The following is a 26,255-nucleotide window of genomic DNA, read 5'->3' on the forward strand; positions in this document are numbered from 1 at the left end:
AAGGAAGGCTTAAAAAAGCAGACCAACACCATAACAGACCATTCTTTTGGCCCACCGAGACGGATACCGTCAGAGCTAAGCACAACAAGTTGGTGCAAATTATAGCTGATTTTTTATTGTTAATAAATAGATATTCAAGGCTGAATCGCTCTACTCTTTAGGTTGAGCTTGTTCTAAATATTTTTGATATTGTAATTCGACTGTACGCTGAAATTGAGCTTGATCAAAATGATTTAATCTTTCAATAAATGCAGGACAAAACGTCGCTGCATTTACTGGCTGTAATGATTTGCTCATGCCCTCTAACATGCCTTGAAGCTGCTGTTTAAATTGTGCATCGACGGGCTGATCAACATCTTTTGCTTTTAATGGCTCTACACCATTAAAACGGACAGCCTGAACCGCAGCAATTAATTTTAGCTTGGCAGCTTGATAAGCCTGATCTAATTCCGTATTCATCTGTGGTTGTCGATCACGACAAAAATCCAACATGGGCTGCAGGCTGATGAGCGGCATTTTTTCAATGACATCACGGTTACTATTTACGGATAAAGCCTCTTGGGCATGAACGACTGTGTTCAGACCCAAAAATAAAATAAAGACACCTTGTTTAATTTTCATGATTTTTTTTCATCTATATAAGGTATTTTAAAAGGACCTATTCATCTCGTCCTTACTCTTGCCCACGGCTTTGTTTTGCCCAAAGGTTGGCAATCACACCACAGACCATCAACTGAATTTGGTGAAAGATCATAATTGGTAAAACTATCATCCCCATCGGCTGACCAATAAAGAGAATTTGTGCCATGGGCACGCCACTTGCCAAGGTTTTTTTAGAGCCACAAAAGAAAATCGTCTTTTGATCAGCTCGGCTAAAGCCCAACCAACGCGGTACGTATAGCGCCAATAACATAATGATCGTTAACAAGACAGAACACGCCACAATCAATAGGAATAAAGTCATACCGCTCACTTGATGCCATAGCCCTGCCACCACCGCACTACTGAATGCACCATAGACCACCATCAAAATTGAGCCCTGATCAAATACCTTCACGATTTTTGGCATTTTCTTCATATAAGGAAACACCCAAGGACGGAGGAGCTGCCCTAAAATGAAGGGAATCAGTAATAACAGGGTAATTTGGATAATAGATGCTGTCGGATCGTAGTTATGTTGTGACTGGCCGAGAATAAAATAGGCCACCATCACTGGGGTAATAAACATCCCAATAATATTTGAAAATGATGCACTACAGACTGCGCCAGCAACATTACCCTGTGCTACCGAAGTAAATGCAATGGAAGACTGTACTGTCGAGGGTAAAAAGCACATAAACAAAAAGCCCCAATACAACTCTTGCCCTAACATCGGCACGAGAATTGGTTTCGCCATTAAACCCACTAATGGAAATAATGCAAAGGTAAAAGCAAAAACTAAAGCATGTAACTTCCAGTGCATTATGCCTTCAACCACAGCCTCACGAGATAACTTTGCACCATGGAGGAAAAATAAAATGGCAATTGCAGCCGTGGTAATATAGCCAAAGATTTCTGCAGCTTGACCACTAACAGGCAAAAAAGTCGCAAGTATGACCATTACAAAAAGTAGAATGGTAAAACGATCCAAAGCCAACATTTTCAGCATAACAACATCCTGTACAAATTTCCCTTTAAACGCATCGACAAAAAAATGCCCAATAAGCTAAATTTACCATTGAGTAAATTTCATCTTACTGGGCCATGTAAATAAAGCCAGCTTTTCTCCGATATATTCATTATTTTAAACGTTGATAGTGAGCTCAACGCAAAAAAATTATAAATAAGAATATTCAGCATTACAGATGACTTTAAATGAATAATTGCAGATTAATTATTTCGTGCATTTGAGTCTTGTTGGATCAACTCAATTTTATAGCCATCTGGATCTTCAACAAAGGCAATGACGGTCACACCACCTTTCATTGGTCCTGCTTCACGTACCACGTTTCCGCCACGTGCTTTAATTTCTTCACAAGCCTTGTAGGCATTATCTACTGCAATAGCAATATGGCCATAAGCGTTACCCAATTCATAACTCTCCGTATCCCAGTTATGCGTTAACTCGAGTACGGTATGATTTTCTTCATCACCATAGCCCACAAATGCCAAAGTAAAACGACCTTCTTCATAATCACGCTTACGAAGCAAAGTCATACCGAGTACTTCAGTATAGAACACCAATGAACGCTCTAAATTGCCTACACGTAACATGGTATGCAGCATGCGCATAATCGAGTTTCCTAAATCTATCATTATGTTTGAATACTATAGGGATTTAACATGCAAAGTTCAATTTAAGTCTAGAACGCATATACCCGCTTATTTTAAATATCCTCAACCTAAATCATAGATTTGCTTAGGCTATTTACCTGCTTAGAATAAAAAAGCCTACTCAAACTGAATAGGCTTTTTTAATTCAAATTGAATTATGAACTGGATTTCTGTTCATGCTCTTTCAATAGTTTAGCAACCCAAACCACTAAAATTAAAATCGGAATACCAATTAAAGTCGTCATCAAGAAAAAGTTTGGATAACCGATATTGGTCACAATCGTACCTGAATAACCGCCTAAAATTTTAGGAGTTAAAGTCATTAATGAACTAAAGATGGCATATTGAACGGCTGTGAAAGAAACACTGGTTAAGCTCGATAAAAATGCAATAAATGCCGCACCAGCAAGACCTGACGCCAAATTATCAACAATAATCGCAAAATACAGCCACAGCGAACTATAAGGCTTAATGACCTTACCTTTGATGTCCACATTCTGTTCAGCACTTGCTAAGTTAATCGGTTGAATATCAACACCAAGCACACCTGACATATTGGCTGATGTATTCACTTGATACGCTAAATCGACACTCTTTTTCACTACATCATTTTCTAGTAATTGAGCCGTTAATGTTTTTTGCTTTGCTATTTCTAGCGCTTGACCTGGAATCGCAGCACTAAAAACACCGGTTTTATCAAGCTTCGCGTCGAATGGTTTAGTATCCAAAATAATTTGAATTTTTTGATTTTCTTTTAACTCACCAGCCAAGTATTGTCCACGCACCACGATACTATTTGCAGTCTCTTGAGCTGAAATCGTGTTATCTGAAGTCACTGGCAGCAACATCATTGCTGAGTTTGAAAAAGCATTATTCAAATACGGCAAACTCACCTGTACTGGATGTTGATTCTTAGACTGATAATCCGCAGTGACTTTAATATTTTGATCTCCAGCCAAGACTGCTTTTGGAATTTGAACTGCCCAAGCTCCCGTGTCATCCGGCGTCGCTGTATATTGCTGCCCTGCTACATTTACAGTGACATCGCTTAATGGCTGACCTGATTTGACCAGACCGATAAAAATCAAGTTTGTTGAACTTGCTAAAATCGCACCAACAAACATCAATTTCATAATGTTCATGCGCTGCGCTAGCAAACCGCCAAGGAAGCCGCCAATCAAGCTAAAAATCACACCATAGACTTTTACAGCTTCAGCAATCTGCTCTTTGGTGAAGTTTAAATCTTGATAAAACACATTAGAAATGACGCCGGCGATAATATCGGAAATACGGTAAAAACCAATAAGTAACAACAGTACTAAGGCCAGTTTTAGACCATAGCGCTTAAAGAAATCTGCAACTGGATTAACCCAAGTTTCAAATGCCATCTGCTTATTTACAGCACCTGATTTCACTAAAACAGAACCGACACCAAAAGCAACCACCGCTGAACAAATAAAGCGCACAGCCTCTAAACAGAACAAGGCAAATGAATCTGAAATTTGCCACTGCTCTTTCAAGCTTTCAACCGCTACACCTGAATAGATATAACTCAAGACAAAGGCAACCACCGCAGCAAAGAATACCGCGACTAAACGATAATAGTCGGTCCGTTTATAATGCTTTTGTACACGGTCAACTTGCGGCTCACGTATCGATAAAGTTGTAATAATACCAATAACCATCACAGCAGCCATTGCAAGATAAGTATATTTCCAAGCTTCATAAATATAGTTACCTTTGGCCGTGCCTAAATATGCCGCCAAAAATAACGCCCCTGCACCTGCCACGATCATGCCGATACGATAACCTGCATTATAAGTCGAAGCTAAAACGGTCTGCATTTCAGTTTCTGCCAACTCAATACGATAAGCATCAATCACAATGTCTTGCGTTGCGGCAGAAAAACCTAGCAATACAGCGCCAGCGGCCATTTGGTAAATATAGCTTTGTCCTAAAGTAGGATCTGAAAATGCCATGATACAAATTGCACAGATAATGAGAACCTGAGCGATCAATAACCATGCACGGCGACGTCCGAGTTGTTTGGTTAAAAATGGCACAGGTAACTCATCAATTAATGGCGCCCAAACAAACTTAAACGAATAGCCAAGCGCTGCCCAACTAAAAAAAGTCACTGCACTTTTATCAATTCCTGCTTCACCTAACCAAAGCGATAAACTGGAAAAGATCAGTAAAATTGGGATACCGGCCGAAAAGCCAAGAAAAAGCATAATCAGCGCACGTCGGTCTAAAAATGCAGTAAAAGCAGATTTCCATCCTGAAGCTTGTGTTGTCATGACTCAGTTATTTTTGTCAAAATCGAATGTTGCTATTCAAGCGCTTAATGACAACGGTTTCAACAACATTTATGAAATCATTGTTTTATTTTATCGATATTTCGCATGCTGTTGCTTGATCTTTGGCATTAAACCTGTATACCTTAATTACATATCTCTATTCTTTAGTTTTTTGGATTCAACAGTGACCCAGCGACTTGAACAAATTCACTCTTCTTTATCAACCACCATTAATGAAACCAACACAAAAAACTTAGCAGAAACAATAACGACACTAAAGAGCGCTTTTGATCAACCCGAAATACAGAATACTTTAACTAAAACCCAGTTGCAGCCACTTCAGCTGACGCATACACCTGAGCTAAAAAAAATACCAACGTCTACCAAGCGGATCAAACCACTTAATGACTTTTTAGGACAAGATCGTGCCCGTGCTTCGGTTGAAGCTGGCATTGCATTGCCCTATTCAGGCTATAACATTTTTGCTGTAGGTACCGCAGGCTTAGGTAAGCGCACCATGATTAAGCGCTTATTACAACAACACGCTAAAAATATGCCAACGCCTTCAGACTGGGTCTATGTCAATAATTTTAAGTTTCCGCGTGAACCGATTGCGCTAAAACTTCCTTCTGGTCAAGCGACAAAATTCCAAGCGTTATTACATCAAAGTTGGCAAACTATATTAAAACAGCTTGAACGTCGCTTCACCGCAGAAACCTATCACAATCGCATTGAAATGATTCGCCAACATGCTGGTGATGAACAACATCTTGCTTTAGTTGAATTAACCCGAGAAGGTGAAGAGCTCGATCTTAAACTGATTTCTCAGGATGATGATCATTGTTTCGTTCCGATGCATTTGGTCGATAACAAATACCAAGAAATGTCGAAAGAAGACATCAATGCTTTAAGCAGCAAACAACGTGCTGAAATTGCGTCAAACGTCCGTTATATGGATAAAAAACTTGAACGTCTTGGTCTACATCTTGGTGATCTTGAAGATGACGCACGCGATAAAGTTCAGGTTTTAAACCGTGAAATTGCTAAACAAGTCGTCATGCCGCGTATTGATGTAATTCAAAATAAATTCAGCATGGTTGAAGGCTTGGAAGATTATCTGAAGCAATATGCAGATGACATCATTCAAAATGTTGAGTTTGTGCTTGAGCAAGAAGAAGATGACTTTACACCTGGCCTATTTAACCGCGTGCCATCTCGCTACCAAGCTAACATTATCGCCACACACAAACCAAATGCTGGTGCGCCAGTTATTTTTGAAGATTTTCCAACCCATTACAATTTGCTAGGTCATGTCGAACAACTGACCCAAAATGGCACCATCACCACAGACTTTACCTTAATCCGTCCTGGTGCATTGCATAAGGCCAATGGTGGATTCCTCATCTTGGAAGCTGAACAACTTTTAGAGCAGCCTTATGCATGGCAAGGTCTAAAACGTGCATTAAAGTCAGGACATTTAAAGCTGTCTTCACTTGAACATATGCTTACATTGACAGGCAGTATTTCGATTGAGCCTGAAGCTATTGATTTAAATATCAAAGTGATCCTGCTTGCTGAACCTGATATTTATTACGATATTTTAGAACTCGAACCAGAACTGGGCAGTGTCTTTAAAATTCGTGCAGATTTTACCGATACATTACAACGTAATGACATTAATGAGCAGGCATATATGCAGCTAATTGCTGACTATGTGCAAACAGACAAACTTCTGCCGTTTGACCGTACAGCACTTGCTGCACTGTTAACTGATTCAAGTCGTCAAGCTGAAGATCAAAGCTCTTTGTCATTACATGCCCTCACCTTAGGTGATTTGATTCGTGAAGCACATCATCATGCAGCACTTGCTGGCGATAAAATGGTGACAGAAACACATATCAACACCGCTCTTGATCATCGTAAATACCGTCTAGGCTACTTACGTGAATTATATTGGCAAGATCTCACTCGCGGTACACAGTTAATCGAAACCAAAGGTCATCGATTCGGGCAGATTAACGCCCTCTCTGTGATTCAATATGCTGATGTTGAATTTGGTTTACCGTCACGTTTAACGGCTTCGGTTTATCAAGGTGGCGGCGATATTTTAGATATCGAGCGTAGTGTAGAACTCGGTGGTTCTTTACATGCCAAAGGCGTCCTGCTGATGTCGAGTTTCTTAAAGGCACACTTTGGTCGTGAACAAATTTTACATTTTTCTGCTGCCCTTGCCTTTGAGCAAAGCTATGGTCAAGTGGATGGCGACAGCGCAACTGTTGCAGAGCTTTCAGCACTCATTTCCGCTATTAGCCAATTACCAATCGATCAATCTTGGGCAATCACTGGCTCCATGAACCAATTGGGTCAAGTTCAACCGATTGGGGGTGTAAATGCCAAGATTGAAGGCTTCTATGATGCATGTAAATTACAAGGGTTAACAGGCAAGCAAGGTGTGATTATTCCACGCCAAAATATGCAGCACTTGATGTTACGCAAAGATGTGATTGAAGCTGTGCAACAAGGTCAATTCCATATTCACGCCATAGATACCATTGACCAAGCATTAGAAATTTTGATGGCGCGTCCAGTAGGCACTCTTGATAAAAAAGGTCGTTATAGCAAAGGCTCAATCTACGCTGCTGTCATGGAGCAACTTGAGTACTGGCAAGCGATTGAAGACGGTGCTGAGTTTGAGGAAGAAGAGCCAAAGAAAAAGAAAAAAAAGAAGAAGTCAAAAAAGAATAAAGATAAAAAGGCAAAGAAGTCTGAAGCTCAAGACAACTCTGCTGAAAATGAGCAAGTTGTTGAAGAAAGTCTGACTGAAGACAATCCGTCATAAATCTTCGATGAGTTTATTCATTTGTTGATTTTTCCACCATTCATTATGCTTTAAATGCCTATGAGAATGGTGGAAAAACGCATAACCCCAGACTTTTTAGATAATTAAGTCATAAAAAAAGCGCCTTAAAGGCGCTATTTTTTATCTGTATCCAATGATTAAAATCATCAAATACATATCCAATTAAGCTTCCGGAGCTGGGCTATATTGTTCAACTAAAGGTTGTAATTCACCTTTTTGGAACATATCAAGCATAATGTCACTACCACCGATCAATTCACCATTGATCCATAATTGTGGGAAAGTCGGCCAGTTTGCAATTTGTGGAAGAGTTGCGCGAATATCTTGATTTTCAAGAATATTTACATAAGCAAATGGACGACCAATTTGACTGAGCGCTTCTACTGCACGCGCAGAGAAACCACACTGTGGAAACTGTGGAGTGCCTTTCATGTAAAGTAGAACTGCGTGTTTAGCAATTTGGTCACGAATTAACGCTTCTGTATCGCGTGCTTGTTCAGTCATTGATATATCCTCAATAAATCTGCTTCGCATTATACCCAAAACTGAGTAAAACAATATGACTAAAGCAATATTTCACGTTTTATTTACATTTCAGCTTTTCAAGTGAGTTATATTTTGCTTATATAGACCTCTTGATGCTCATATATATATGGCGTCTCCTCTATATTATTTCAATCACCTGACAAATTAGAGTTAGTCATGAATAACATTACCCTTGCCCCAGTACAAACTGATCAACCATCGCACTTGATGCCAGTATTTGGCCGCCAACCGATCAGCTTTGTCCGAGGTCAAGGTGCTCACCTGTATACCGCAGATGGCACAGAATACTTAGACGCACTGACAGGGATCGCTGTTTGTGGTTTAGGTCACTCACATCCTGCAATTACAGCTGCAATTGCTGAACAGGCAGCGACCCTCATTCATACCAGTAACTTATTTGAAGTGCCTTGGCAAACGGCTGCTGCGCAAAAATTAGCTGAAGTTGCGGGTATGGAAGAAGTTTTCTTCTCAAATAGTGGTGCAGAATCAAATGAAGGTGCAATCAAAATTGCACGTAAATTTGGTCATATGCAAGGTGTTGCAAGCCCTAAAATTATTGTTGCTGATCATTCATTCCATGGTCGTACCATGGCAACGTTATCTGCGACAGGCAACAAAAAAGTTCAAGAAGGCTTTGGCCCATTGGTTGAAGGTTTTATTCGTGTACCTTTTGGTGATATCGAAGCGATTGAAGAAGCGGCGATTCACCACCCTGACATCGTAGCGATTTTGGTTGAGCCGATCCAAGGTGAAGGTGGTGTAAATACTGCACCTCAAGGTTTTAGCTACCTCGAAGAAATTCGTCAAATCTGTAATCAACATAACTGGTTAATGATGCTTGATGAAGTGCAAACAGGTAATGGTCGTACAGGTAAATACTTTGCGTATCAACACACCAATATTGTTCCTGATGTGCTAACTACAGCTAAAGGTCTAGGTAATGGTTTCCCTATTGGCGCAGTCATGACTCAAGGTCGTGGTGTTGGGGTTTTAACAGCGGGTAACCACGGTTCAACTTATAGCGGTACTGCATTAGGTTCACGTGTGGTTTATACCGTGATTGATACCATTCAAAAGGAAAACCTTGTTGAAAATGCTGCAAATATGGGTGCGTATCTTGTTGAGCAATTCACAGAGCAACTTGTAGAGCAAAACGTGACTGTTCGTGGTTTTGGTTTAATGGTCGGCATTGAATTACCAAAAGCATGTGGCGAACTTGTGAATATTGCACGTGATGAGCATCACTTGATTATTAACGTAACAGCAGGCTCTGTGATTCGTTTATTACCTACGCTGAACATCAATAAAAAACAAGCGGATATCTTAATTGAACGCATTGTTAAAATGGTGAAAAACTTTCTAGCGTAATTTGTGCCGAAAGTAAAAAAAGCCGCTGATTGCGGCTTTTTTTATATCTTTTTAAACCTTTTTTGTTTTTATGAGGCTTCTTGGTATACACGTCCGCCTGGTAATTGACTGAAATACAATTTTAATGCATCTAGGCAACGATGAATCTTGGTAGGCTGTTGATCACGTTTAGACATCACCGCATATAGAGTAAATGATGGTAAACGCCATTCTGGTAAAACTTCAACAAGAGAACCGTTTAATAAGTCTTTTTGCGTATCTAGATATAATATTCTTGCAATGCCATGTCCTTGTTGACACATTGCTTTTGCAGCAAATACATTATTTGTTGTAAATCGGGAGTGCACATCCAATGCTACCTGTTCTTTAGTCACTGCATTTTCAAATGCAAAATGCTGAAAGTTTCTAACCAAATTTATTTGAACCATATCATGATTTTGTAAATCTTCTGGTCGTGTAATTAAACTGGTTTGGTTGATATAGCTTGGTGCTGCAACGAGAACTTGTTCAACATGTGCCAATGGCACCACATGAAACTGTTGATCATCAATTTTTGAACTCATTCGTAGCGCAATATCAATGCGGCCATCAATTAAGTCGATATATTGATTATCTGCTTCTAGATGAACGGATAAACCGCGATGTGCCGACATCCAATGTGACAATGCAGGAATCACATGATTCGCACAAAGTTCTGGTGTCGATGCAATACGTAATTCACCGACTAAGTCGTCACGAAGTTCATTGATACGAATTTTGCCGCGCTCTGCGGCAGATAGCATCTCTTGGCAACTATGAAAAAAAGCTTGTCCAGCTTCTGTCAAACTTAACTTACGTGTTGAACGATGTAAAAGAATGACTTCCATATCCTGCTCTAGTGAGCGGATTTGCTGACTCACGGCACTCGTGGTAATACCTAACTCACGAGCAGCACCGCTAAACGAATTTTTTTCCACAACGCAAGCAAAGACACCCATTGCTCGAAGTTGATCTAACATAAATTTCCCTCATAAACTTATGAGAAGCTTCATCTTTCGATAAAAGCAACTCATTGTATTATACGGGGATATTTTGCTTTTGCATTATATATTTAATTATTTGGTAAAACTGAAGTTGGATTGATTGGTTTACCATCTAAACGCACTTGGAACTCAAGCATCGTGCGGTTGGTACCCGATGAACCCATCTCACCAATTTGCTGCCCTGCTTTCACAGTATCGCCACTTTTGACATTCATTTTACTGTTATGTGCATATGCAGTGATATAGCCATTAATATGCTTCACCAAAATTAAATTGCCGTACTCTTTAAGACCATCGGCGGCATAGACCACTTGACCATCAGCTGCTGCAAAAATAGGATCACCTGTATTACCTACGTAACGTGTTCCTTTCACATTCGATGCTAAGTTATAGCCTTGTAATACCGTAGGACGCGATACTGGACTCACCCAACGTAAACTTGAAGAACTGACCACAGGCGTTGGAACTGTAGTTCGAGTCACTGTCGATGGTGTGGTTGAAGCTTGAGTCACGGGCGCTGTTTGCGTTGGCATTGCAATCGTTTGGCGTTGAATTGGTGCCGCTTGGGTCATGGCTTGTGTAGACGTCGTACGACGAGAGCCACTATTTTTAAGGCGAATGGATTGTCCAACATAGATGCGATAAGGCTGGGCAATATCGTTCATTTCTGCGATGCTGACATAGCTCAAGCCATAGCGTGCTGCAATGCCACTTAAAGTATCTCCCGAACGAACTGTATAATAATCCGGAGCAGTCGCATAACGGGTCGCATTATTAATTTGTGGTTTTGACGCACAGCCAGACATGACCAAAGTTGTAACCACAGCAGCAGATAAAACAAGGGTCTTAAATAATGCTGCAGGAGCGGTAATAACGCGATATTGTGACACCAGGGACATCATCTTCCTCACTAATAATTCAAATATAGTCATTATGAATGGGCTAAGATTAGCAAAAATCCACTCTAAAAAAGTTGCGGCATAACCATTTTCACAAAGTTATAACACTAATACTTAAATTTTAGATAACTCTGCGTGTAAGTTATTCAAAATCTCATAGTTTGTAGCATCCATTTGTATAGGTGTTACACTGACATAACCATTTGCCACAGCAAAAAAATCTGACTCGATATCGGTTAAGCCTTTCTTAGGCTCTGCCACTGCCTCGCCTGCCAATCCAATCCAATAGACTTGACGACCACGCGGGTCTACATGACTGGTAATCGGTTTGGACTGTAAACGTCTTCCTTGATAGGTCACTTTGGTGCCTTGAAGTTCAGCAACATCTGGAATATTAATATTAAAAATATGTCGTGCAGGTAGCGCGGGTAGTCCATTGGCAATAAAATCATGCACCCATTGCGCGGCGACTGCATAATCTTCTGGGTTATTATAACTACGCACATTTGGCCCAGCCAAAGAGACGGCTAGCGCAGGTTGTTTCATTAAACGGCCTTCAAATGCCGCACCCACTGTCCCTGAATACAGCACATCATCACCCAGATTTGCGCCACTATTGATTCCACTCACCACCAGATCAAATTCGAAGTCGAACAAGCCATTCATTGATAAATACACACAGTCCGCAGGTGTACCATTTACCGCCCACATATTCGGTGCAATTTCGACAGGTCGTAATGGTCGATCTAAAGTTAAAGCACTTGAAAAACCGCTGCGTTCGCTTTCAGGCGCCACGATCACCACACGACCGAGAGGACGCAATGCATGTGCTAAAGCTTGGATACCGGGAGCAAAAACGCCATCATCATTGGCAATTAAAATATTCACAACTAAATTTCCATTACTAAAAAATTAAAAATGACTCGCAAGAACATTTTATTGAAATATATGAATAATTATATATATTTACACTTCAACATCCAGCATAAATGTGTGTGTACAAAATGAATAAAACCGTAGCACTTCGTGGTTTATTGGGCTTTGCTCTAGCAGCTTGCATGACTCAAACTGTGGTCGCAGACAATGACTTCACTCAAGAAGAAGCCAATACCATCGTAAAAGAAGATATTGCATCTGCACAAGTCATGTTAGAAGTATGCCCTGCGATTATTGGTCAAAATGCAAAATTTGATGCCAACATTCAAGCACTCACTAAAACATATCTTGCTGATTATTCTGATAAATCAATGACATTAGAAAAATTACAGTCTGACAGAGAATATAAATCAGTTCTTGAAGAAGCGCGTCAAGCTGCTAAAGAAACTGATAAAGCTGAGCAAAAATCAGTTTGTGATGATGTTTTAAGTTATGAAGGTTAATTGATCATTCAGCTTGGGACGTCCTCCAAATAGGTTAGTCCTTATTGCATCAAACCTGCCCAAAAAGGATGACGCTTTATAGCCTCATCCTTTTTTCTTTCACAATGTATTGATTTCTAAACAGCTTCAATACAATTTTCTACTGATCTCTACCAGAAATACGATTAAGCTAGGCAAATAAATTTTAGCTATTTGATATCTTCTAAGTTATTTCACAGGTTATTTAAATGAAAAACTCTTTTGTAAAATCTCTTTGTGCCCTTAGCCTTTCTGCTTTTGCTTTCACCACCATGTCTGCACATGCCGCAGATGAAAAAATTGAAGTGACTCCTACACCTCAAGTGACCAGTCAAGAACTTGCAGCTATCTATGTACTATCTGAAGTCTGCCCAAAATTGGTGAATGACAAAGATCAACCAAAGTTTGAAGCGGGTTATGCAAAATTAGCTAAAGAATATATGCCGAATGAAAAGAACCCAGTAAATGCTTTACAGCAACTCAGCAAACAAAAAAGTTTTAAAGACGCTTTAAAAGAAGCGCAGTCTGATGCGAAGAAAGCTGGCGATAAGAAAAATGGTGCGATTTGCAAAGAATTGACTGCTTACAGCAAATAATACCAATTGGTTACAATACTTTTAAAATAAGCGCTTGCACCCCATAGCAGTCCGCCTAGCTTTGTCCTAAAATGCTAGGCTCTTTGTGCTTATACCTAAGTTATTGGAACCACCCAGAATGACCCGAAAAACCGCCCTTGCCGCATTACTACTTGCACCTAGTTTTTCATTCGCGGCAACTGTCCTTTCTGCACCACCTGAATTAAATAATAAATCTTATGTGCTGATGGACTATGAGACAGGGCAAATCCTTGCTTCTAAAAATGAAAACGAAAAATTAGCTCCTGCTTCAATGACAAAAATGATGACCAGTTACATCATTGAACAAAAGTTATTAAGCGGTGAACTAACTGAAAATGAAAAAGTACGTATGAATGAGTCGGCTTGGTGTCGCGGCAGCAGCACTGAGTCATGTATGTACGTTCCGCTCAACGGTACTGCAACTGCATTAGAAATGTTACGTGGCATTATCATTCAGTCGGGTAACGATGCTTCTAAAGCTATGGCAGAACATATTGCTGGCAATGAAGGCACCTTTGCCCACATGATGAACCAAGAAGCGAAACGTATTGGCATGGTGAATACTCAATTCATCAATGCGACAGGTATGCCAGCTGAAGGTCATTTCTCGACTGCCAAAGATATGGCGACTCTTGCGCAACATATCATTCATGACAGTTCAAAATACTATCCGATCTACTCTGAAAAAGAATTTACGTTCAATGGCATTAAGCAAGGCAACCGTAATGCCCTGCTTTATACTGACCCAAGTGTAGATGGTTTAAAAACTGGTCATACTGAAGAAGCTGGCTACTGCTTAACGACTTCAGCTAAACGTGGTCCTTTACGTTTAATTTCAGTGATCTTTGGTGCGCCAAGCATGAACGAACGTGCATCTCAAACACGTGAAATTTTAGCTTGGGGTTATGCAAACTTTGAAACTGTAAAAGTCCAACCTGCTAAACAAGTACTTGCAAAAGCAAAAGTTTGGTACGGTAAAGACAATGAAGTTCAAGTAGGTCTAGCTGAAAACTTTAACGTGACGATGCCTAAAGGCGAAGCGAACGCCATTAAAACTCAATTGGTTGTTCAACCAAAATTAACTGCTCCTTTAAAACAAGGTCAAGTGGTCGGTAAATACGTTGCAACGCTTAATGGCAAAGTCATTGCTGAAAAACCACTTGTAGCTCTACAAAATGTTGAAGAAGCTGGTTTCTTTGCAAAAATGATTGATCACATCAAACAATTCTTTAGCAACTTATTCTAAGTTTGATGAAAACTCGATATTAAGACTAAAGTGAAAGCATCTAGATTTCGGTCTAGGTGCTTTTTTATTTTATACTGCCTAAAAACCTGTAGATGACTTTCCTATGAGCCAAAACATTCGCCCTTATTTAGACACTGTTCCACGTATTGCTGACTCTTGCTATATCGATGAAATGTCAGTGGTGATTGGCGATGTTGTATTGGCTGAAAATGTCTCTGTTTGGCCATTTGCTGTGATTCGTGGTGATGTAAACCATATTCGTATTGGTAAAAACTCTAATGTGCAAGATCACTCAATGTTGCATGTGAGTCATAAAAAAGCCGATAAGCCTGAGGGTTCTCCACTGATTATTGGTGAAGATGTCACAATTGGTCATCATGTAAAATTGCATGGCTGTACTATTGGTAATCGTGTTTTAGTCGGTATAGGTACGATTATTTTGGATGATGTAATTGTTGAAGATGATGTGATGATAGGCGCTGGTTCACTTGTCCCACCCAATAAAGTTCTAGAAAGTGGTTATTTATATGTGGGCAGTCCCGTTAAGAAAGTTCGCCCACTGACCGATAAAGAAAAAGCGTTCTTGCCTTATTCAGCGCAGAATTATGTGAAGGTGTCGAATAATTATCTTGATCAAAATAAATAATATACGCATTCGTTTTTAGTTTTAACAGTTCCAGCTTATGTCTAAATGCTTCATTGACAGACAAATTCAAATACAGAGTAACTCTTTAATGTTGATTAAACCTTATACTTTATTAATTACTAGAATATTTTTTGCAGGCGTAATTTTAACCTCTACAACTGCTTTTGCGAATTCAACGCAGTGTAAAGATGATTATGAAAAAATCATTGCCAAAGAAATTAAAGATATCGGCACAGCCTTAAATAAGGGTAATTATGCATTAATCACCGAAAAAACAGATTCATCTATTATCAATTATGCAGGTGGTAAAGATAAATATAATGCCATATTAGAACTTGCTGCAAACTCCTTTAAACAAAATAAAATATATGTCTCTCAAGTTGACACTCATCCTCCAAAACAAAGTTATATCATTGGTAGAAATGAGTTTTGTGCCGTACCTAAACAAGTCACGATTTCTATGAATGGTCGAAAAATGACAGGTGATCTTTCATTCATGCTTGCCGTACGTCCAATTGAAAGTAAGGAGTGGAAATACATTGATGGTGCGGGTCTTCAAAAGAATCCTGATATGATTTACACGCTATTCCCTGATTTTCCTCGTGATAACAAGACTCCCTTCATTGAATAAAGATTTTAATATTTAACATTACTGCTTTTTAAAGCAAGTATTTTAAAAAGCTGTAATGTTAAATCTATAACAATTCGGTCAGTACTGGACAAAAATATAATTTAACTAAATAATTAAACAATACACTTTTATTTAACAATTTTTCTTACTATAAACAAAAGAAAATAAAACTGTATCATTCATATCATATGTAATTGACTCTACAGAATAATCCCAACCAAATGTTTCCAATAAAGATTTGCAAATAACATTCTTTACAGAATCTGATTTTGCATACTCTTCTAACAAATATATTTTATCTTTTGGAAATGTATAATTATCCATCTGATATATTAATTTAATAGTTGCACCATCTCTGTATATATCTTTCCAAACTGTATATGCATTATTTTTCTTTGGCAGCGTTTGTTTAACGTCGAGAATTGCATCATCTACAAGCAACAAATTTTCATCAGCACCGCTTTTTGCCGTACAACTAACCATTAACATAACAAATATAAATAAACTTAGTATTTTCATCTAATTCTCAAAATATTTTTCAGTGTGAAGATATGTACAATAGATTTATCTTACAAGATTCCTCCACGTTCTTCTTACTTCAATATTGAAACGCATCTCAAGGAAATTAAGAAAAAAATCAATCATAGCCACCGCTCCCTAAATTTTGTAGAATAGCGTTTTTACCCCATGGTGCTTTTCTATGACCGCTTGGACTGCTCATGTCACTGTTGCTACAGTCGTTGAAAAAGACGGAAACTTCCTATTTGTTGAAGAACATACAGAAGGTGTGACCCATACTGTATTTAATCAACCTGCAGGTCATGTTGAAGCTGGCGAAACCATTATTGAAGCCGCCATTCGAGAAACCATGGAAGAAACAGGTCATGATGTAGAAATCACGAACCTCCTAGGCATGTATACTTATACTCCTCCGATGTTCCCTGATCGTACTTATTTCCGTTTCTGTTTCTTAGCTAAGGACATTCAGTACCATTCCGATGCACAGTTAGACACAGGTATTGTCGGTGCAGTATGGATGACGCTTGATGAACTCATTGAGTCTGCCCGTGCGCGCAGTCCATTAGTCATCAAAGCTGTACAAGATGCTCTTTCAGGTCAAAAATTTCCTTTATCGCTCATTTACGAGCACCAAAATTCTCCCTTAATTTCAAATTTGGATGCTTAATCCTATGCAACAACGTGTCATCGTCGGTATGTCTGGTGGTGTAGATTCTTCTGTATCTGCAGCACTTTTACTTCAACAAGGTTATCAAGTTGAAGGTCTTTTCATGAAAAACTGGGAAGAAGATGACGGCACGGAATACTGTACGGCAATGGAAGATCTTGCCGATGCTCAAGCTGTTTGTGACAAAATTGGTATCAAACTTCATACCGCAAACTTTGCGATGGAATATTGGGACCGTGTCTTTGAGCATTTTTTAGAAGAATATGCCGCTGGTCGTACACCAAATCCAGATATTCTCTGCAATAAAGAAATTAAATTCCGTGCATTTCTTGACCATGCTGTGAACTTAGGTGCTGACTTTATTGCGACAGGCCATTATTGCCGTCGTGGTGAAACGCTAAAAAATTCACGTGGTGAAGAGTATGCACCTCTACTGCGTGGCCTAGACAACAATAAAGACCAAACCTATTTCCTACATGCAGTGCATGGTCGTGAAATTAACAAAACTTTGTTCCCTGTAGGTGAAATTGAAAAACCACAAGTGCGTAAAATCGCTGAAGAACTTGGTTTAGCCACTGCGAAGAAAAAAGACTCTACTGGCATCTGCTTTATTGGCGAACGTCGATTTAATGACTTCTTAAAGCAATATTTACCTGCTCAACCCGGAAAAATCGTCTTAGACACGGGTAAAGAGGTTGGTGAACATCACGGCTTAATGTACTATACGCTCGGCCAACGTGGTGGCATCGGTCTTGGTGGTCTAAAAGGTGCTGAAGAAGGCGCTTGGTTTGTACTTCACAAAGACATTGAGGGTAACCGCCTAGTCGTTGGTCAAGGTCATGAACATCCACTCATGCAAAGCACCATTTTATGGTCTGAAGCGATTGATTGGGTGGCTGGTGAACAAGAGATTCCTGAATCAGGTTTCCGCTGCACAGCGAAAACTCGTTATCGTCAGCCTGACCAAGACTGTACATTATTTAAAGACTCTACAGCGCCAAATGGTGTGCGTGTCGAATTCGATGAGCCACAACGTGCTGTTACACCGGGTCAAAGTGTGGTGTTCTACACCGGTGAAGTTTGTTTAGGTGGTGGTGTGATTCATCATACCAATGCCCCTAAACCGGATTTTATTTCATAAGGATTGTTTCGGATGACAGAGTTACCGTTTCAACAGCCTCAAACTCTGAATACTCGCCAAAATCGCGCATTGGCGTTAGCTGCTGTTTTTCAAGCGACGCAGCTAACCCATATGACCGCATTGACGGGTACGCAAAGTATTGGTGAAAGCGGTAACTTTTATTTTGAACATCTCATTAAAGCCAGTTTAAATATCCGTCCCAAGTCGAATCAGTCTAGTCAGACGCTCGATTTTTTTAGTGGTTTGGCGGATATTTCACTGGGTTTAAAGACCTTAGAAAGTAGCATTACTCAACCCTTCAATACATCTCCCAAATCTAGACTTCCTAAACTTGCCAATACCAAGCTACCCATGACGTATGCGATGGCGTTATTGCAGTTAGAAAAGAAAGTCTACAGCAATCCCAAATTTGTCGAAATCATTGAACAATCCCAACAAAAAATCCTAAGACAGCTTTCCTTTTTCGATAATAATTATTTACATCCAAGTATCATTGCCAATTTAGCGCAAACCTATATTGAAACTGCTGGCCAAATTAATCCACGTATTATGGTTCGTGGTAATGCCGAAGCATTTAAAGACACTTCTCATACCAATCGCATTCGCGCCACCTTATTTACCGGCTTACAAATGGCACATTTATGGCGTCAGCTCGGTGGTAGCTCATGGGGTATGATTTTCAGTAAGCGCAAGCTACTACAAGATATTCAAGATCTTGCCCGTTTACAGTATCAGGTGGTTTAACTGATGCAGTACGGGCTTTTTGTTTTACGTTTAATTCCAAAATTTAAGGAATCGCTATGAACGCTTTAACCGCACTTTCTCCATTAGATGGACGTTACGCAAGCAAATGTGATGCTCTACGTCCTTTCCTCTCTGAGTTTGGTTTAATCCATGCTCGTGTGACTGTTGAAGTGCGTTGGTTACAAGCGCTTGCAAACCGTCCTGAAATCAATGAAGTTCCAGCGTTCAGTGCTGAAACTAACGCTGCGCTTGATGCAATTGTTGCGAACTTCTCTGAAGACAATGCAAACCGCATTAAAGAAATTGAACGTACAACAAACCATGACGTAAAAGCAGTTGAGTACTTCTTAAAAGAGCAAATCGCACATATCGATGAGCTTAAAAATGCAGGCGAATTTATTCACTTTGCATGTACATCAGAAGACATCAACAACTTGTCTCACGCTTTAATGCTTAAAAATGGCCGTGAAGTTTTAGTTGCAGCAATGCAGCAAATCATCGATTCAATCGTTGCTTTGGCTGAACAACACGCTGAACAACCAATGTTGTCTCGTACACACGGTCAAACTGCAAGCCCAACAACTTTGGGTAAAGAAATGGCGAACGTGGCTTACCGCCTTGCACGTCAAATCAAACAATTCAAACAAGTTGAATTACTTGGTAAAATCAATGGTGCAGTAGGTAACTACAACGCGCACTACTCTGCTTACCCTGAAATTAACTGGCCTGCTCATTCACAAGCATTTGTTGAATCTTTAGGCTTAGAATTTAACCCGTACACCACTCAAATCGAACCACATGACTACATGGCGGAACTTTTTGATGCGCTACGTCGTTTCAACACCATTTTGATCGACTTTAACCGTGACGTTTGGGGCTACATCTCACTTGGTTTCTTCAAACAACGTTTGAAAGAAGGTGAAGTTGGTTCTTCAACGATGCCGCATAAAGTAAACCCAATTGACTTCGAAAACTCTGAAGGTAACTTGGGTATTGCAAATGCAGTACTTGCGCATTTAGGCGAAAAACTTCCTGTATCTCGCTGGCAGCGTGACTTAACTGACTCTACTGTTCTTCGTAACATGGGCGTTGGTTTCGCACAAAGCTTGATCGCATTTGAAGCTTGCTCTAAAGGTATTAGCAAACTTGAGTTGAATGCTCAACGTATTCTAGAAGACCTTGACCATGCTCAAGAAGTTCTTGCTGAACCAATTCAAACTGTAATGCGTCGTTATGCCGTTGAAAAACCTTACGAAAAACTTAAAGCCCTTACTCGTGGTCAAGCAATGACTCGTGAAATGATGGTTGATTTCGTAAATGGTAACGAATTAGAAGCTGTTCCAGCTGCTGACCGTGCACGTCTTGCTGAAATGACACCTGCAACATATACAGGTAATGCATCAACTCAAGCAGCAAACATTAAAGATCTTATTTCTAAAATCTAATTTTAGATAGATCAAAAAAACGAGGCTTCATGCCTCGTTTTTTATTTATAATACTTCTTCTCTCTTTGAGATAAGGAGCATGCTCCGCAAGGAGATAGAAAATTTAGACGTAATTTTATTCTGCAGGGCAATATTTCGCCCAATCATCTTTCATCCGTTGTAATTCACAGCCTGTTAAAACATCTGAATAATAAACATAATATGTGGCATCGGGATATTGAATCTCATGGCGAAACATCATGCCGCGCAAAGATACAGAGAGCTCTTCTGGAAAATCATCTGTTAAATTAAGTTCTTCAAACTCATAGTTAAAATAACAATTTTGAGTCGCAATAAATGCCTCAACAACAACCATAGTCACGTCCAAATATATAAACTTCGATATTCATCTGAGTTTAATACAATCTTTTTTAAAATACTTATCCCCAGCCGCAAACTAAAGACATTTGAAAAAATAATGCACAAATTCTAGCGCCGTCTAACTAACACTTTTCATCGCATTATGGCTATACTTGCCGCGAATTATAACCACTGCACACCGATAAAAATTTTGAGCTTTGCCTTTTCATGATTGATTTCAAATTAAAACTTAAGCACATCTTAGCTTTTGCATTATTAACTCTTGCCATTGTGATCGCCAGTATCCAACCTTTAGAAATGGAAGCGTATATCCTCCATCAAATCGGCACAGCGTTTATGCTGATCGTGTTGCTCGTTTTCCTCTATAAAATAGGGCTAACTTTCAGAACAGTTTGTCTGTATCTTGGCTTTTTACTGATTCATGTCATTGGTGCCCATTATTTATATTCTTATGTACCCTATTCTGAATGGACACAAGCTCTCCTCGGTTTCAACCTTGATCAAAGCATGGGATGGAGTCGGAACATGTATGATCGGCTTGTACATCTTGCCTATGGATTGCTGCTCTACCCGTTCTTTTATCGCATATTTCAAATCTGGCTACCGCAGTTAAAAGCCGGAACACTCTTTTTATTGGTCGTACAATTCGTCATGGCGACCAGTTTATTTTATGAATGGATCGAATGGCTGATTGCCATTGGCTTATCACCAGAGGACGCTGAAAATTACAATGGGCAACAAGGTGATATTTGGGATGCGCATAAAGATATGCTGCTTGCAACATTTGGTGCGATGATCACTGGCGGCCTTTTATATTTCAATCTGAAAAAATCTTAAATAAAAAAGCACTCATCCGAGTGCTTTTTTATCGCTATATTCATGAATGGATGTATTAATAATTAATAGAGTGGTAGCACATTTAAGGATTGATCTAACGGATCTAATGTGCCCCATGCTGTTTGGAACGCTGCATTCGAAACTGCTGTCCCACCCGATACAGGATTGATGGACGCATTTAAATAAGATGAATCATCTGATATTACATCAAGAGCATTGTTTGGCTCTTGATTGCTCAATAAGCTGTTCAAATCGATTTGATCATCAGAAATAAAAGAGCTTATTTCTTTTAAGCCAAAGCCCGACACACTGTGCTGCGCAAGTACATCAAATACATTATTATCATCTATTAACTGCGATGCTTGATCATGTAATTCATTCGAAGCCTGTTCTTCTGAGATCAAGAATAAACTCGCTTTAGCAACTGTCATCGCTTCAACTGTAAAATCAAATGCTGAGCTTTTGGCACTGGTATTTCCAGCTAGATCCGTTTGGGTAAAACTATAGCTATACTTACCTGCCGCTAAGTCAGATTCTGGTGTATACAACCATTTTCCACTGGTATCTGCTTTGACCGTTGCCACTGCGACGCCATTTTTATAAATGATGATCGTGGCATTTGCCTCACCTTTGCCTTCAAAACTTGGGGTTGAATCTTGAGTGCTCTCCCCCTGTTTAATGGTGAGCTTTGTCGTCTCGCGATCATCATACACAGTCGTCAATGTCGGCGCGGATGGCGCAATGGTGTCCTTTGTACCAATCACTTGCGTGCTCTTTGAGCTATTGCCTGCGGCATCTGTCGCAGTCACTTGGACAACATTATTATCTGTTACTGCGCTGCTGAATTTCACCGTATAGCGACCATCGTCACCTACAGTTGCGGTACCAAGCGTATTTCCTGCACTGTTTTTAATGGTAATTTTGGCACCAATTTCAGCGCTTCCCGACACCTCTGTACCATCAGTATTGATTATTGCTGTTGGTGCAACGGGTGCCGTATTATCCGTTCCAGCAGTGACATTTAAAGGTAACGATTGATTCCCTGCTGCATCAACCACAATAATAGTTGTCTTATTACTATCCGACAGTGCTGGGGACAATGTCAGTTTAAATTGACCATTGGCATCTACCGTAGTGGTAGCAATGACTTGTAAATTTGCATCTAATATTTGAATGGTGCTATTGGCTTCGGCAGTACCAACCAGCTCAGTTCCGGCTTTATTCACTTCAATCTTAGGTTGATCAGGTCGAAGCGTATCTTTGCCCATCTCAACTGACTGCACTTCAGATTTGTTGCCGGCTTTATCTTCTACAATGACTTTAGCCGTCTCACCTGCTTGTAAAGTATTACTTAATGCAATGGAGAAATTGCCATCACTTGCCGCAGTCACAGGCCCACCTAAAAGCGTTGTGCCATCTGCAGCATAAACATAAACTTTTGCACCCGCTTCGGCAAAACCAGAGACAAACTTACCGCTTTCATCCACTTGTGCATTTGCCGCGTCCGGCGAAATTGTATCTTTATTACCCGTCAATATCGTCGATTGTGAACTATTTCCCGCCTTGTCTTTAGCGTACAAAATTACGCGATTGCCGTCTGTAATCGCGTCATCTAAAGTAATTTTATAGTTGCCATCGGCATCTACTTTAGATTGACCAATCGTATTGCCTTTCGCATCTACGATATAAACCGTTGCACCAGCTTCCGCCTTGCCGGACACGACTTTTCCATCACTATCAAAACTTCCAGTTGGCGTACTTGGTGCTGTTTTGTCATTGCTAGAGGATTGTTCATCTTCTTTGTCAAAAGCCAGCAGATATACCGCTTCTGCACCCAAGATCGCCAATCCTGCCTTAAGTAGTGATGGCGAACCATCATCCTCACTTGCAACTTCCGTAGCTTGAGCAGATGTTGTTGCCTGATTTAACTGTGTCGATGCAGATAAAGGCTGCGCAAATTCATTCACTGAACGATAACTCACCGTTTTGCCATCGACATCCATTTCGACTAGCTCAAATTGCTCTGACCCACTATGTAAAACCAAAGAATTATCAGAGCTAAAGTCATCTGTATAAAAATGATCAATCACGATTTTTTGACCATTTTTCAGGGTAATCACACATTGATTACCTACCCTATGGATCGACTGAATATCGGCTGGCTTGAGTTCTAACTGAATAACGGACGGTTGAGATATTTGTATTTTTGTGGCCTGAGTTTCTTTTAAAATCGTTTGATCTTTCTTTGATATCACGACAATTTTTGTCATTTCGCCCTCAGTGTTATTATGTAATAAACATCTAATAAATAATTAGTTAAGTACCTTATCAAATTGGTGCTGAACAGACAAACCATTCTGGATGTAAATTCATCAGAATTATATTTATTTAATTTTTCACCTTAAATTCTACGCCAATAACAGCGGTTTCTATGGTTCTATCCGTTTTAATATTTTAGATTCAGCCAAGTTTGGATAATCAAAATTATCAAAGTATTTATAAATGGTTGCTGTTTATTAGCCGCGCTTGCTGCAATTTCAAAGTAGTATCATTTAGCATAAAAAAAAGCTCACCGAAGTGAGCTTTAAATACATCATAACAAAAACAATTTTAGAGTTTAGGGTCACGCAACTGCACGAGGCTCGAATTGGCTTTGCTCAATGACTCCATCACTTTAGACATGACTGCAGGCACCAATGAGTCCGCAATTTGTGCTGCTTGTAAGCCTAACTTCTCACCAAGCGTTGGCTTTTTGCGGGTTTCAATCATATATACATCATGTTGTGGCATGAGACTTAACAGATATTCATCTGACGTTTGGAGCTTATCGACTAGATTAAGATCAATGGCATCTTGACCATACCAATGCTCACCTGTTGCAACTTTATCGACATTAAGCTGAGGACGGTATTTTTCAACAAAGTGTTTAAACAAGTTATGCGTTTGCTGCAACTCTTCTTCAAATTTGGCTTTACCTTCAGCCGTATTTTCACCAAACATAGTGACGGTACGTTTGAACTGACCTGCTGTATACAGTTCAAAATCGATATGTTTTTCTTTCAATAAACGGTTAAAGTTTGGCACTTGTGCAACCACGCCAATCGATCCCACAACTGCAAATGGAGCTGAAACAATTTCATTTGCAATGCAGGCCATCATATAGCCACCACTTGCAGCAACTTTGTCCACACAAATGGTTAAGTTAAATCCAGCATCACGTAAACGTACCAATTGTGCTGCAGCCAGACCATAGCCATGCACCATCCCGCCTGGACTTTCTAAACGTAAAACTACGCGGTCGCGCCCAGCTTTTGCTGTCGCTAAGATTAGGGTAATTTCTTCACGAAGGCTTGTCACCGCCGATGCAGCGGTATCACCATTAAAATCAATCACATAAATTTTTTGGTTATTCTTTTTACGTGCGCGCGCTTCTTTTGATAATTGTTGGCTTAGTTGCAGCAGCTCAAGTTTAGATGCAGTGGTTTGCGCAATTTTTTTTCGTTGTTCATTAATACGTGCATTTAAGTGACTTACACGAATTTCCGCAGGCAACTTGGGATTATGAAATAGCATAAAATTGAAACTCATTTAATTCATATTTATGTCGTATAACATGTGGTCTGCATCACAAAAATTCAATCTATTTTTTGAAAATAATTCTCATTGAGCCAAATTGAGTATTTTATTTCTACTAAGCTTTTTCTACCTAATCATAAAGTCCATAAAAAAAGAGCCTTTCGGCTCTATTTTTAAACCGATTAGATTAACCAAAACGCCCGGTAATATACGCTTCAGTCAACTGATGATCCGGTTGAGTAAAGACTTTTTCAGTGGAATTCACTTCAATCAAATCACCCAAATGGAAATATGCGGTACGGTCAGATACACGTGCTGCTTGTTGCATCGAGTGCGTCACAATCGCAATGGTATATTGCGCTGAAAGTTCAGTGATGAGTTCTTCTACTTTTGCAGTTGCAATCGGATCCAGTGCTGAACAGGGTTCATCCATCAAAATCACTTCAGGACTGACTGCAATGGTTCGCGCAATACAAAGACGTTGCTGCTGACCACCTGAAAGCCCCGTACCCGGTTGGCTCAAACGGTCTTTCACTTCATCCCAAAGCCCTGCTTTACGTAGGCTATTTTCAACAATTTCTTCCATATCGTATTTGTCACGTGCCAATCCATGCAGTTTAGGACCATAAGCGACATTGTCAAAAATTGACTTTGGAAATGGGTTCGGCTTTTGGAAAACCATACCCACTTGGGCACGCAGTAACACTACATCTAGATTTGGATCATAGATATCTTGATTATCCATGAGCACTTGTCCTGTCACACGACAAGAATCAATCGTGTCATTCATACGGTTGAGCGTACGCAGGAAAGTTGACTTACCACAACCAGACGGTCCAATAAAGGCGATCACTTCATTTTCATAAATGTTCAGATCAATGCCTTTGATCGCTTCAGATTCGCCATAGTACACATGCACATCATTGGTACTGATTTTCACATTGCTCGATTTCGCATCTTTTTTCGCGCTAGATTGCGTATCGAACTGTGACACAAACGCAGTATTGGTTTGTTTTTGGCTGCCCTGAGCAGAGGTAAATTGTGTTTGTTCTGGATTCACGGACTTATCCTGATATAAGGAATTCTTTTCAGTTGTAACGACGCTATTCATATAATGCCCT

The 26,255-nt window shown here is 39.8% G+C and carries 25 protein-coding genes; 12 read left to right on the forward strand and 13 right to left on the reverse strand.

Annotated elements, in window-relative coordinates:
• Positions 1-150 precede the first annotated feature (150 nt).
• The 4 genes from FTU13_RS00070 to FTU13_RS00085 all read right to left on the reverse strand — a co-directional run bounded on the left by FTU13_RS00070 (position 151) and on the right by FTU13_RS00085 (position 4,613).
• Positions 151-621: a hypothetical protein gene (locus FTU13_RS00070; RefSeq protein WP_180127203.1), complete on the reverse strand. Its 471-nt coding sequence runs from the start codon at positions 619-621 to the stop codon at positions 151-153.
• Between the two features lie 52 nt (positions 622-673).
• A complete protein-coding gene (locus tag FTU13_RS00075; RefSeq protein ID WP_180127205.1) occupies positions 674-1,648 on the reverse strand; it encodes a bile acid:sodium symporter family protein in 975 nt (324 codons plus the stop codon).
• 221 nt (positions 1,649-1,869) lie between these two features.
• Complete coding sequence (gene gloA, locus FTU13_RS00080) at positions 1,870-2,271, reverse strand: lactoylglutathione lyase (RefSeq protein WP_180127207.1); 402 nt, start codon at positions 2,269-2,271, stop codon at positions 1,870-1,872.
• A gap of 197 nt (positions 2,272-2,468) precedes the next feature.
• Positions 2,469-4,613, reverse strand: a complete 2,145-nt coding sequence (locus FTU13_RS00085; RefSeq protein ID WP_180127209.1) for an MFS transporter — start codon at positions 4,611-4,613, stop codon at positions 2,469-2,471.
• Positions 4,614-4,818: 205 nt separating this feature from the next.
• Between FTU13_RS00085 and FTU13_RS00090 the strand changes: the two genes are divergently transcribed.
• The gene (locus FTU13_RS00090) at positions 4,819-7,452 is read left to right on the forward strand and encodes a Lon protease family protein (protein ID WP_373423869.1); all 2,634 of its coding nucleotides are present in this window, start codon (positions 4,819-4,821) and stop codon (positions 7,450-7,452) included.
• 183 nt (positions 7,453-7,635) lie between these two features.
• Here the strand turns inward: FTU13_RS00090 and grxD are convergent, their stop codons facing one another.
• Positions 7,636-7,977, reverse strand: a complete 342-nt coding sequence (gene grxD, locus FTU13_RS00095) for a Grx4 family monothiol glutaredoxin (protein ID WP_067762767.1) — start codon at positions 7,975-7,977, stop codon at positions 7,636-7,638.
• A 198-nt stretch (positions 7,978-8,175) separates the two neighbouring features.
• On the opposite strand from grxD, the gene FTU13_RS00100 reads away from it, so the two are divergent.
• Positions 8,176-9,387 carry an aspartate aminotransferase family protein gene (locus FTU13_RS00100; RefSeq protein ID WP_180127214.1) on the forward strand — a complete coding sequence of 404 codons (1,212 nt, stop codon included), beginning with the start codon at positions 8,176-8,178 and terminating at the stop codon, positions 9,385-9,387.
• 68 nt (positions 9,388-9,455) lie between these two features.
• Here the strand turns inward: FTU13_RS00100 and FTU13_RS00105 are convergent, their stop codons facing one another.
• The 3 genes from FTU13_RS00105 to surE form a co-directional block, all read right to left on the reverse strand.
• Positions 9,456-10,385, reverse strand: a complete 930-nt coding sequence (locus tag FTU13_RS00105; RefSeq protein WP_111884224.1) for a LysR family transcriptional regulator — start codon at positions 10,383-10,385, stop codon at positions 9,456-9,458.
• 92 nt (positions 10,386-10,477) lie between these two features.
• Positions 10,478-11,308: a peptidoglycan DD-metalloendopeptidase family protein gene (locus FTU13_RS00110; protein ID WP_180127297.1), complete on the reverse strand. Its 831-nt coding sequence runs from the start codon at positions 11,306-11,308 to the stop codon at positions 10,478-10,480.
• Between the two features lie 114 nt (positions 11,309-11,422).
• The gene (gene surE / locus FTU13_RS00115) at positions 11,423-12,196 is read right to left on the reverse strand and encodes a 5'/3'-nucleotidase SurE (RefSeq protein WP_111884223.1); all 774 of its coding nucleotides are present in this window, start codon (positions 12,194-12,196) and stop codon (positions 11,423-11,425) included.
• 116 nt (positions 12,197-12,312) lie between these two features.
• Between surE and FTU13_RS00120 the strand changes: the two genes are divergently transcribed.
• From FTU13_RS00120 to FTU13_RS00140, 5 genes are all read left to right on the forward strand, one after another.
• Positions 12,313-12,687: an MCR_0457 family protein gene (locus tag FTU13_RS00120; protein ID WP_180127216.1), complete on the forward strand. Its 375-nt coding sequence runs from the start codon at positions 12,313-12,315 to the stop codon at positions 12,685-12,687.
• A 227-nt stretch (positions 12,688-12,914) separates the two neighbouring features.
• Complete coding sequence (locus FTU13_RS00125; RefSeq protein WP_111884221.1) at positions 12,915-13,301, forward strand: MCR_0457 family protein; 387 nt, start codon at positions 12,915-12,917, stop codon at positions 13,299-13,301.
• Between the two features lie 118 nt (positions 13,302-13,419).
• Positions 13,420-14,568 carry a D-alanyl-D-alanine carboxypeptidase PBP5/6 gene (gene dacC, locus FTU13_RS00130; RefSeq protein ID WP_078191838.1) on the forward strand — a complete coding sequence of 383 codons (1,149 nt, stop codon included), beginning with the start codon at positions 13,420-13,422 and terminating at the stop codon, positions 14,566-14,568.
• A gap of 103 nt (positions 14,569-14,671) precedes the next feature.
• The gene (locus FTU13_RS00135; RefSeq protein ID WP_180035324.1) at positions 14,672-15,214 is read left to right on the forward strand and encodes a gamma carbonic anhydrase family protein; all 543 of its coding nucleotides are present in this window, start codon (positions 14,672-14,674) and stop codon (positions 15,212-15,214) included.
• 88 nt (positions 15,215-15,302) lie between these two features.
• Complete coding sequence (locus tag FTU13_RS00140) at positions 15,303-15,845, forward strand: hypothetical protein (RefSeq protein WP_078191840.1); 543 nt, start codon at positions 15,303-15,305, stop codon at positions 15,843-15,845.
• 132 nt (positions 15,846-15,977) lie between these two features.
• Here the strand turns inward: FTU13_RS00140 and FTU13_RS00145 are convergent, their stop codons facing one another.
• The gene (locus FTU13_RS00145) at positions 15,978-16,364 is read right to left on the reverse strand and encodes a hypothetical protein (RefSeq protein WP_078191841.1); all 387 of its coding nucleotides are present in this window, start codon (positions 16,362-16,364) and stop codon (positions 15,978-15,980) included.
• A gap of 181 nt (positions 16,365-16,545) precedes the next feature.
• Here FTU13_RS00145 and FTU13_RS00150 point away from each other — a divergent pair, with 181 nt between their 5' ends.
• From FTU13_RS00150 to purB, 4 genes are read left to right on the forward strand one after another with little or no spacing between them, the layout of a single operon-like run.
• Positions 16,546-17,031: an NUDIX hydrolase gene (locus FTU13_RS00150; protein WP_180127218.1), complete on the forward strand. Its 486-nt coding sequence runs from the start codon at positions 16,546-16,548 to the stop codon at positions 17,029-17,031.
• Positions 17,032-17,035: 4 nt separating this feature from the next.
• Entirely contained in the window at positions 17,036-18,172 is a 1,137-nt protein-coding gene (mnmA, locus tag FTU13_RS00155) for a tRNA 2-thiouridine(34) synthase MnmA (protein WP_180127220.1), read from the forward strand.
• Between the two features lie 12 nt (positions 18,173-18,184).
• Complete coding sequence (gene hflD / locus FTU13_RS00160) at positions 18,185-18,916, forward strand: high frequency lysogenization protein HflD (RefSeq protein ID WP_218950703.1); 732 nt, start codon at positions 18,185-18,187, stop codon at positions 18,914-18,916.
• A gap of 56 nt (positions 18,917-18,972) precedes the next feature.
• The gene (gene purB / locus FTU13_RS00165; protein ID WP_180127222.1) at positions 18,973-20,361 is read left to right on the forward strand and encodes an adenylosuccinate lyase; all 1,389 of its coding nucleotides are present in this window, start codon (positions 18,973-18,975) and stop codon (positions 20,359-20,361) included.
• Positions 20,362-20,476: 115 nt separating this feature from the next.
• Here the strand turns inward: purB and FTU13_RS00170 are convergent, their stop codons facing one another.
• A complete protein-coding gene (locus tag FTU13_RS00170; protein ID WP_180127223.1) occupies positions 20,477-20,716 on the reverse strand; it encodes a hypothetical protein in 240 nt (79 codons plus the stop codon).
• A 212-nt stretch (positions 20,717-20,928) separates the two neighbouring features.
• Here FTU13_RS00170 and FTU13_RS00175 point away from each other — a divergent pair, with 212 nt between their 5' ends.
• The gene (locus tag FTU13_RS00175; RefSeq protein WP_180076942.1) at positions 20,929-21,558 is read left to right on the forward strand and encodes a DUF2238 domain-containing protein; all 630 of its coding nucleotides are present in this window, start codon (positions 20,929-20,931) and stop codon (positions 21,556-21,558) included.
• Between the two features lie 62 nt (positions 21,559-21,620).
• Here the strand turns inward: FTU13_RS00175 and FTU13_RS00180 are convergent, their stop codons facing one another.
• From FTU13_RS00180 to pstB, 3 genes are all read right to left on the reverse strand, one after another.
• Entirely contained in the window at positions 21,621-23,828 is a 2,208-nt protein-coding gene (locus tag FTU13_RS00180; protein WP_180127224.1) for an Ig-like domain-containing protein, read from the reverse strand.
• 340 nt (positions 23,829-24,168) lie between these two features.
• The gene (sohB, locus tag FTU13_RS00185) at positions 24,169-25,131 is read right to left on the reverse strand and encodes a protease SohB (RefSeq protein WP_078190186.1); all 963 of its coding nucleotides are present in this window, start codon (positions 25,129-25,131) and stop codon (positions 24,169-24,171) included.
• A 190-nt stretch (positions 25,132-25,321) separates the two neighbouring features.
• On the reverse strand, positions 25,322-26,245 hold the full coding sequence (gene pstB, locus FTU13_RS00190; RefSeq protein ID WP_218950056.1) for a phosphate ABC transporter ATP-binding protein PstB: 924 nt from the start codon (positions 26,243-26,245) through the stop codon (positions 25,322-25,324).
• Positions 26,246-26,255 lie beyond the last annotated feature (10 nt).

Origin of the sequence: Acinetobacter sp. YH12064, assembly GCF_013419735.1 — a bacterium.
GTDB classification, from domain to species: Bacteria; Pseudomonadota; Gammaproteobacteria; order Pseudomonadales; family Moraxellaceae; genus Acinetobacter; species Acinetobacter amyesii.

Bases quoted from the DNA above. Each gene is read 5' to 3' on its own strand.
- FTU13_RS00070 (WP_180127203.1), bottom strand. From the start codon at position 621: ATGAAAATTAAACAAGGTGTCTTTATTTTATTTTTGGGTCTGAACACA.
- FTU13_RS00075 (WP_180127205.1), bottom strand. From the start codon at position 1,648: ATGCTGAAAATGTTGGCTTTGGATCGTTTTACCATTCTACTTTTTGTA.
- gloA (WP_180127207.1), bottom strand. From the start codon at position 2,271: ATGCGCATGCTGCATACCATGTTACGTGTAGGCAATTTAGAGCGTTCA.
- FTU13_RS00085 (WP_180127209.1), bottom strand. From the start codon at position 4,613: ATGACAACACAAGCTTCAGGATGGAAATCTGCTTTTACTGCATTTTTA.
- grxD (WP_067762767.1), bottom strand. From the start codon at position 7,977: ATGACTGAACAAGCACGCGATACAGAAGCGTTAATTCGTGACCAAATT.
- FTU13_RS00100 (WP_180127214.1), top strand. From the start codon at position 8,176: ATGAATAACATTACCCTTGCCCCAGTACAAACTGATCAACCATCGCAC.
- FTU13_RS00105 (WP_111884224.1), bottom strand. From the start codon at position 10,385: ATGTTAGATCAACTTCGAGCAATGGGTGTCTTTGCTTGCGTTGTGGAA.
- FTU13_RS00110 (WP_180127297.1), bottom strand. From the start codon at position 11,308: ATGTCCCTGGTGTCACAATATCGCGTTATTACCGCTCCTGCAGCATTA.
- FTU13_RS00120 (WP_180127216.1), top strand. From the start codon at position 12,313: ATGAATAAAACCGTAGCACTTCGTGGTTTATTGGGCTTTGCTCTAGCA.
- FTU13_RS00125 (WP_111884221.1), top strand. From the start codon at position 12,915: ATGAAAAACTCTTTTGTAAAATCTCTTTGTGCCCTTAGCCTTTCTGCT.
- dacC (WP_078191838.1), top strand. From the start codon at position 13,420: ATGACCCGAAAAACCGCCCTTGCCGCATTACTACTTGCACCTAGTTTT.
- FTU13_RS00135 (WP_180035324.1), top strand. From the start codon at position 14,672: ATGAGCCAAAACATTCGCCCTTATTTAGACACTGTTCCACGTATTGCT.
- FTU13_RS00140 (WP_078191840.1), top strand. From the start codon at position 15,303: ATGTTGATTAAACCTTATACTTTATTAATTACTAGAATATTTTTTGCA.
- FTU13_RS00145 (WP_078191841.1), bottom strand. From the start codon at position 16,364: ATGAAAATACTAAGTTTATTTATATTTGTTATGTTAATGGTTAGTTGT.
- FTU13_RS00150 (WP_180127218.1), top strand. From the start codon at position 16,546: ATGACCGCTTGGACTGCTCATGTCACTGTTGCTACAGTCGTTGAAAAA.
- mnmA (WP_180127220.1), top strand. From the start codon at position 17,036: ATGCAACAACGTGTCATCGTCGGTATGTCTGGTGGTGTAGATTCTTCT.
- hflD (WP_218950703.1), top strand. From the start codon at position 18,185: ATGACAGAGTTACCGTTTCAACAGCCTCAAACTCTGAATACTCGCCAA.
- purB (WP_180127222.1), top strand. From the start codon at position 18,973: ATGAACGCTTTAACCGCACTTTCTCCATTAGATGGACGTTACGCAAGC.
- FTU13_RS00170 (WP_180127223.1), bottom strand. From the start codon at position 20,716: ATGGTTGTTGTTGAGGCATTTATTGCGACTCAAAATTGTTATTTTAAC.
- FTU13_RS00175 (WP_180076942.1), top strand. From the start codon at position 20,929: ATGATTGATTTCAAATTAAAACTTAAGCACATCTTAGCTTTTGCATTA.
- FTU13_RS00180 (WP_180127224.1), bottom strand. From the start codon at position 23,828: ATGACAAAAATTGTCGTGATATCAAAGAAAGATCAAACGATTTTAAAA.
- sohB (WP_078190186.1), bottom strand. From the start codon at position 25,131: ATGCTATTTCATAATCCCAAGTTGCCTGCGGAAATTCGTGTAAGTCAC.
- pstB (WP_218950056.1), bottom strand. From the start codon at position 26,245: ATGAATAGCGTCGTTACAACTGAAAAGAATTCCTTATATCAGGATAAG.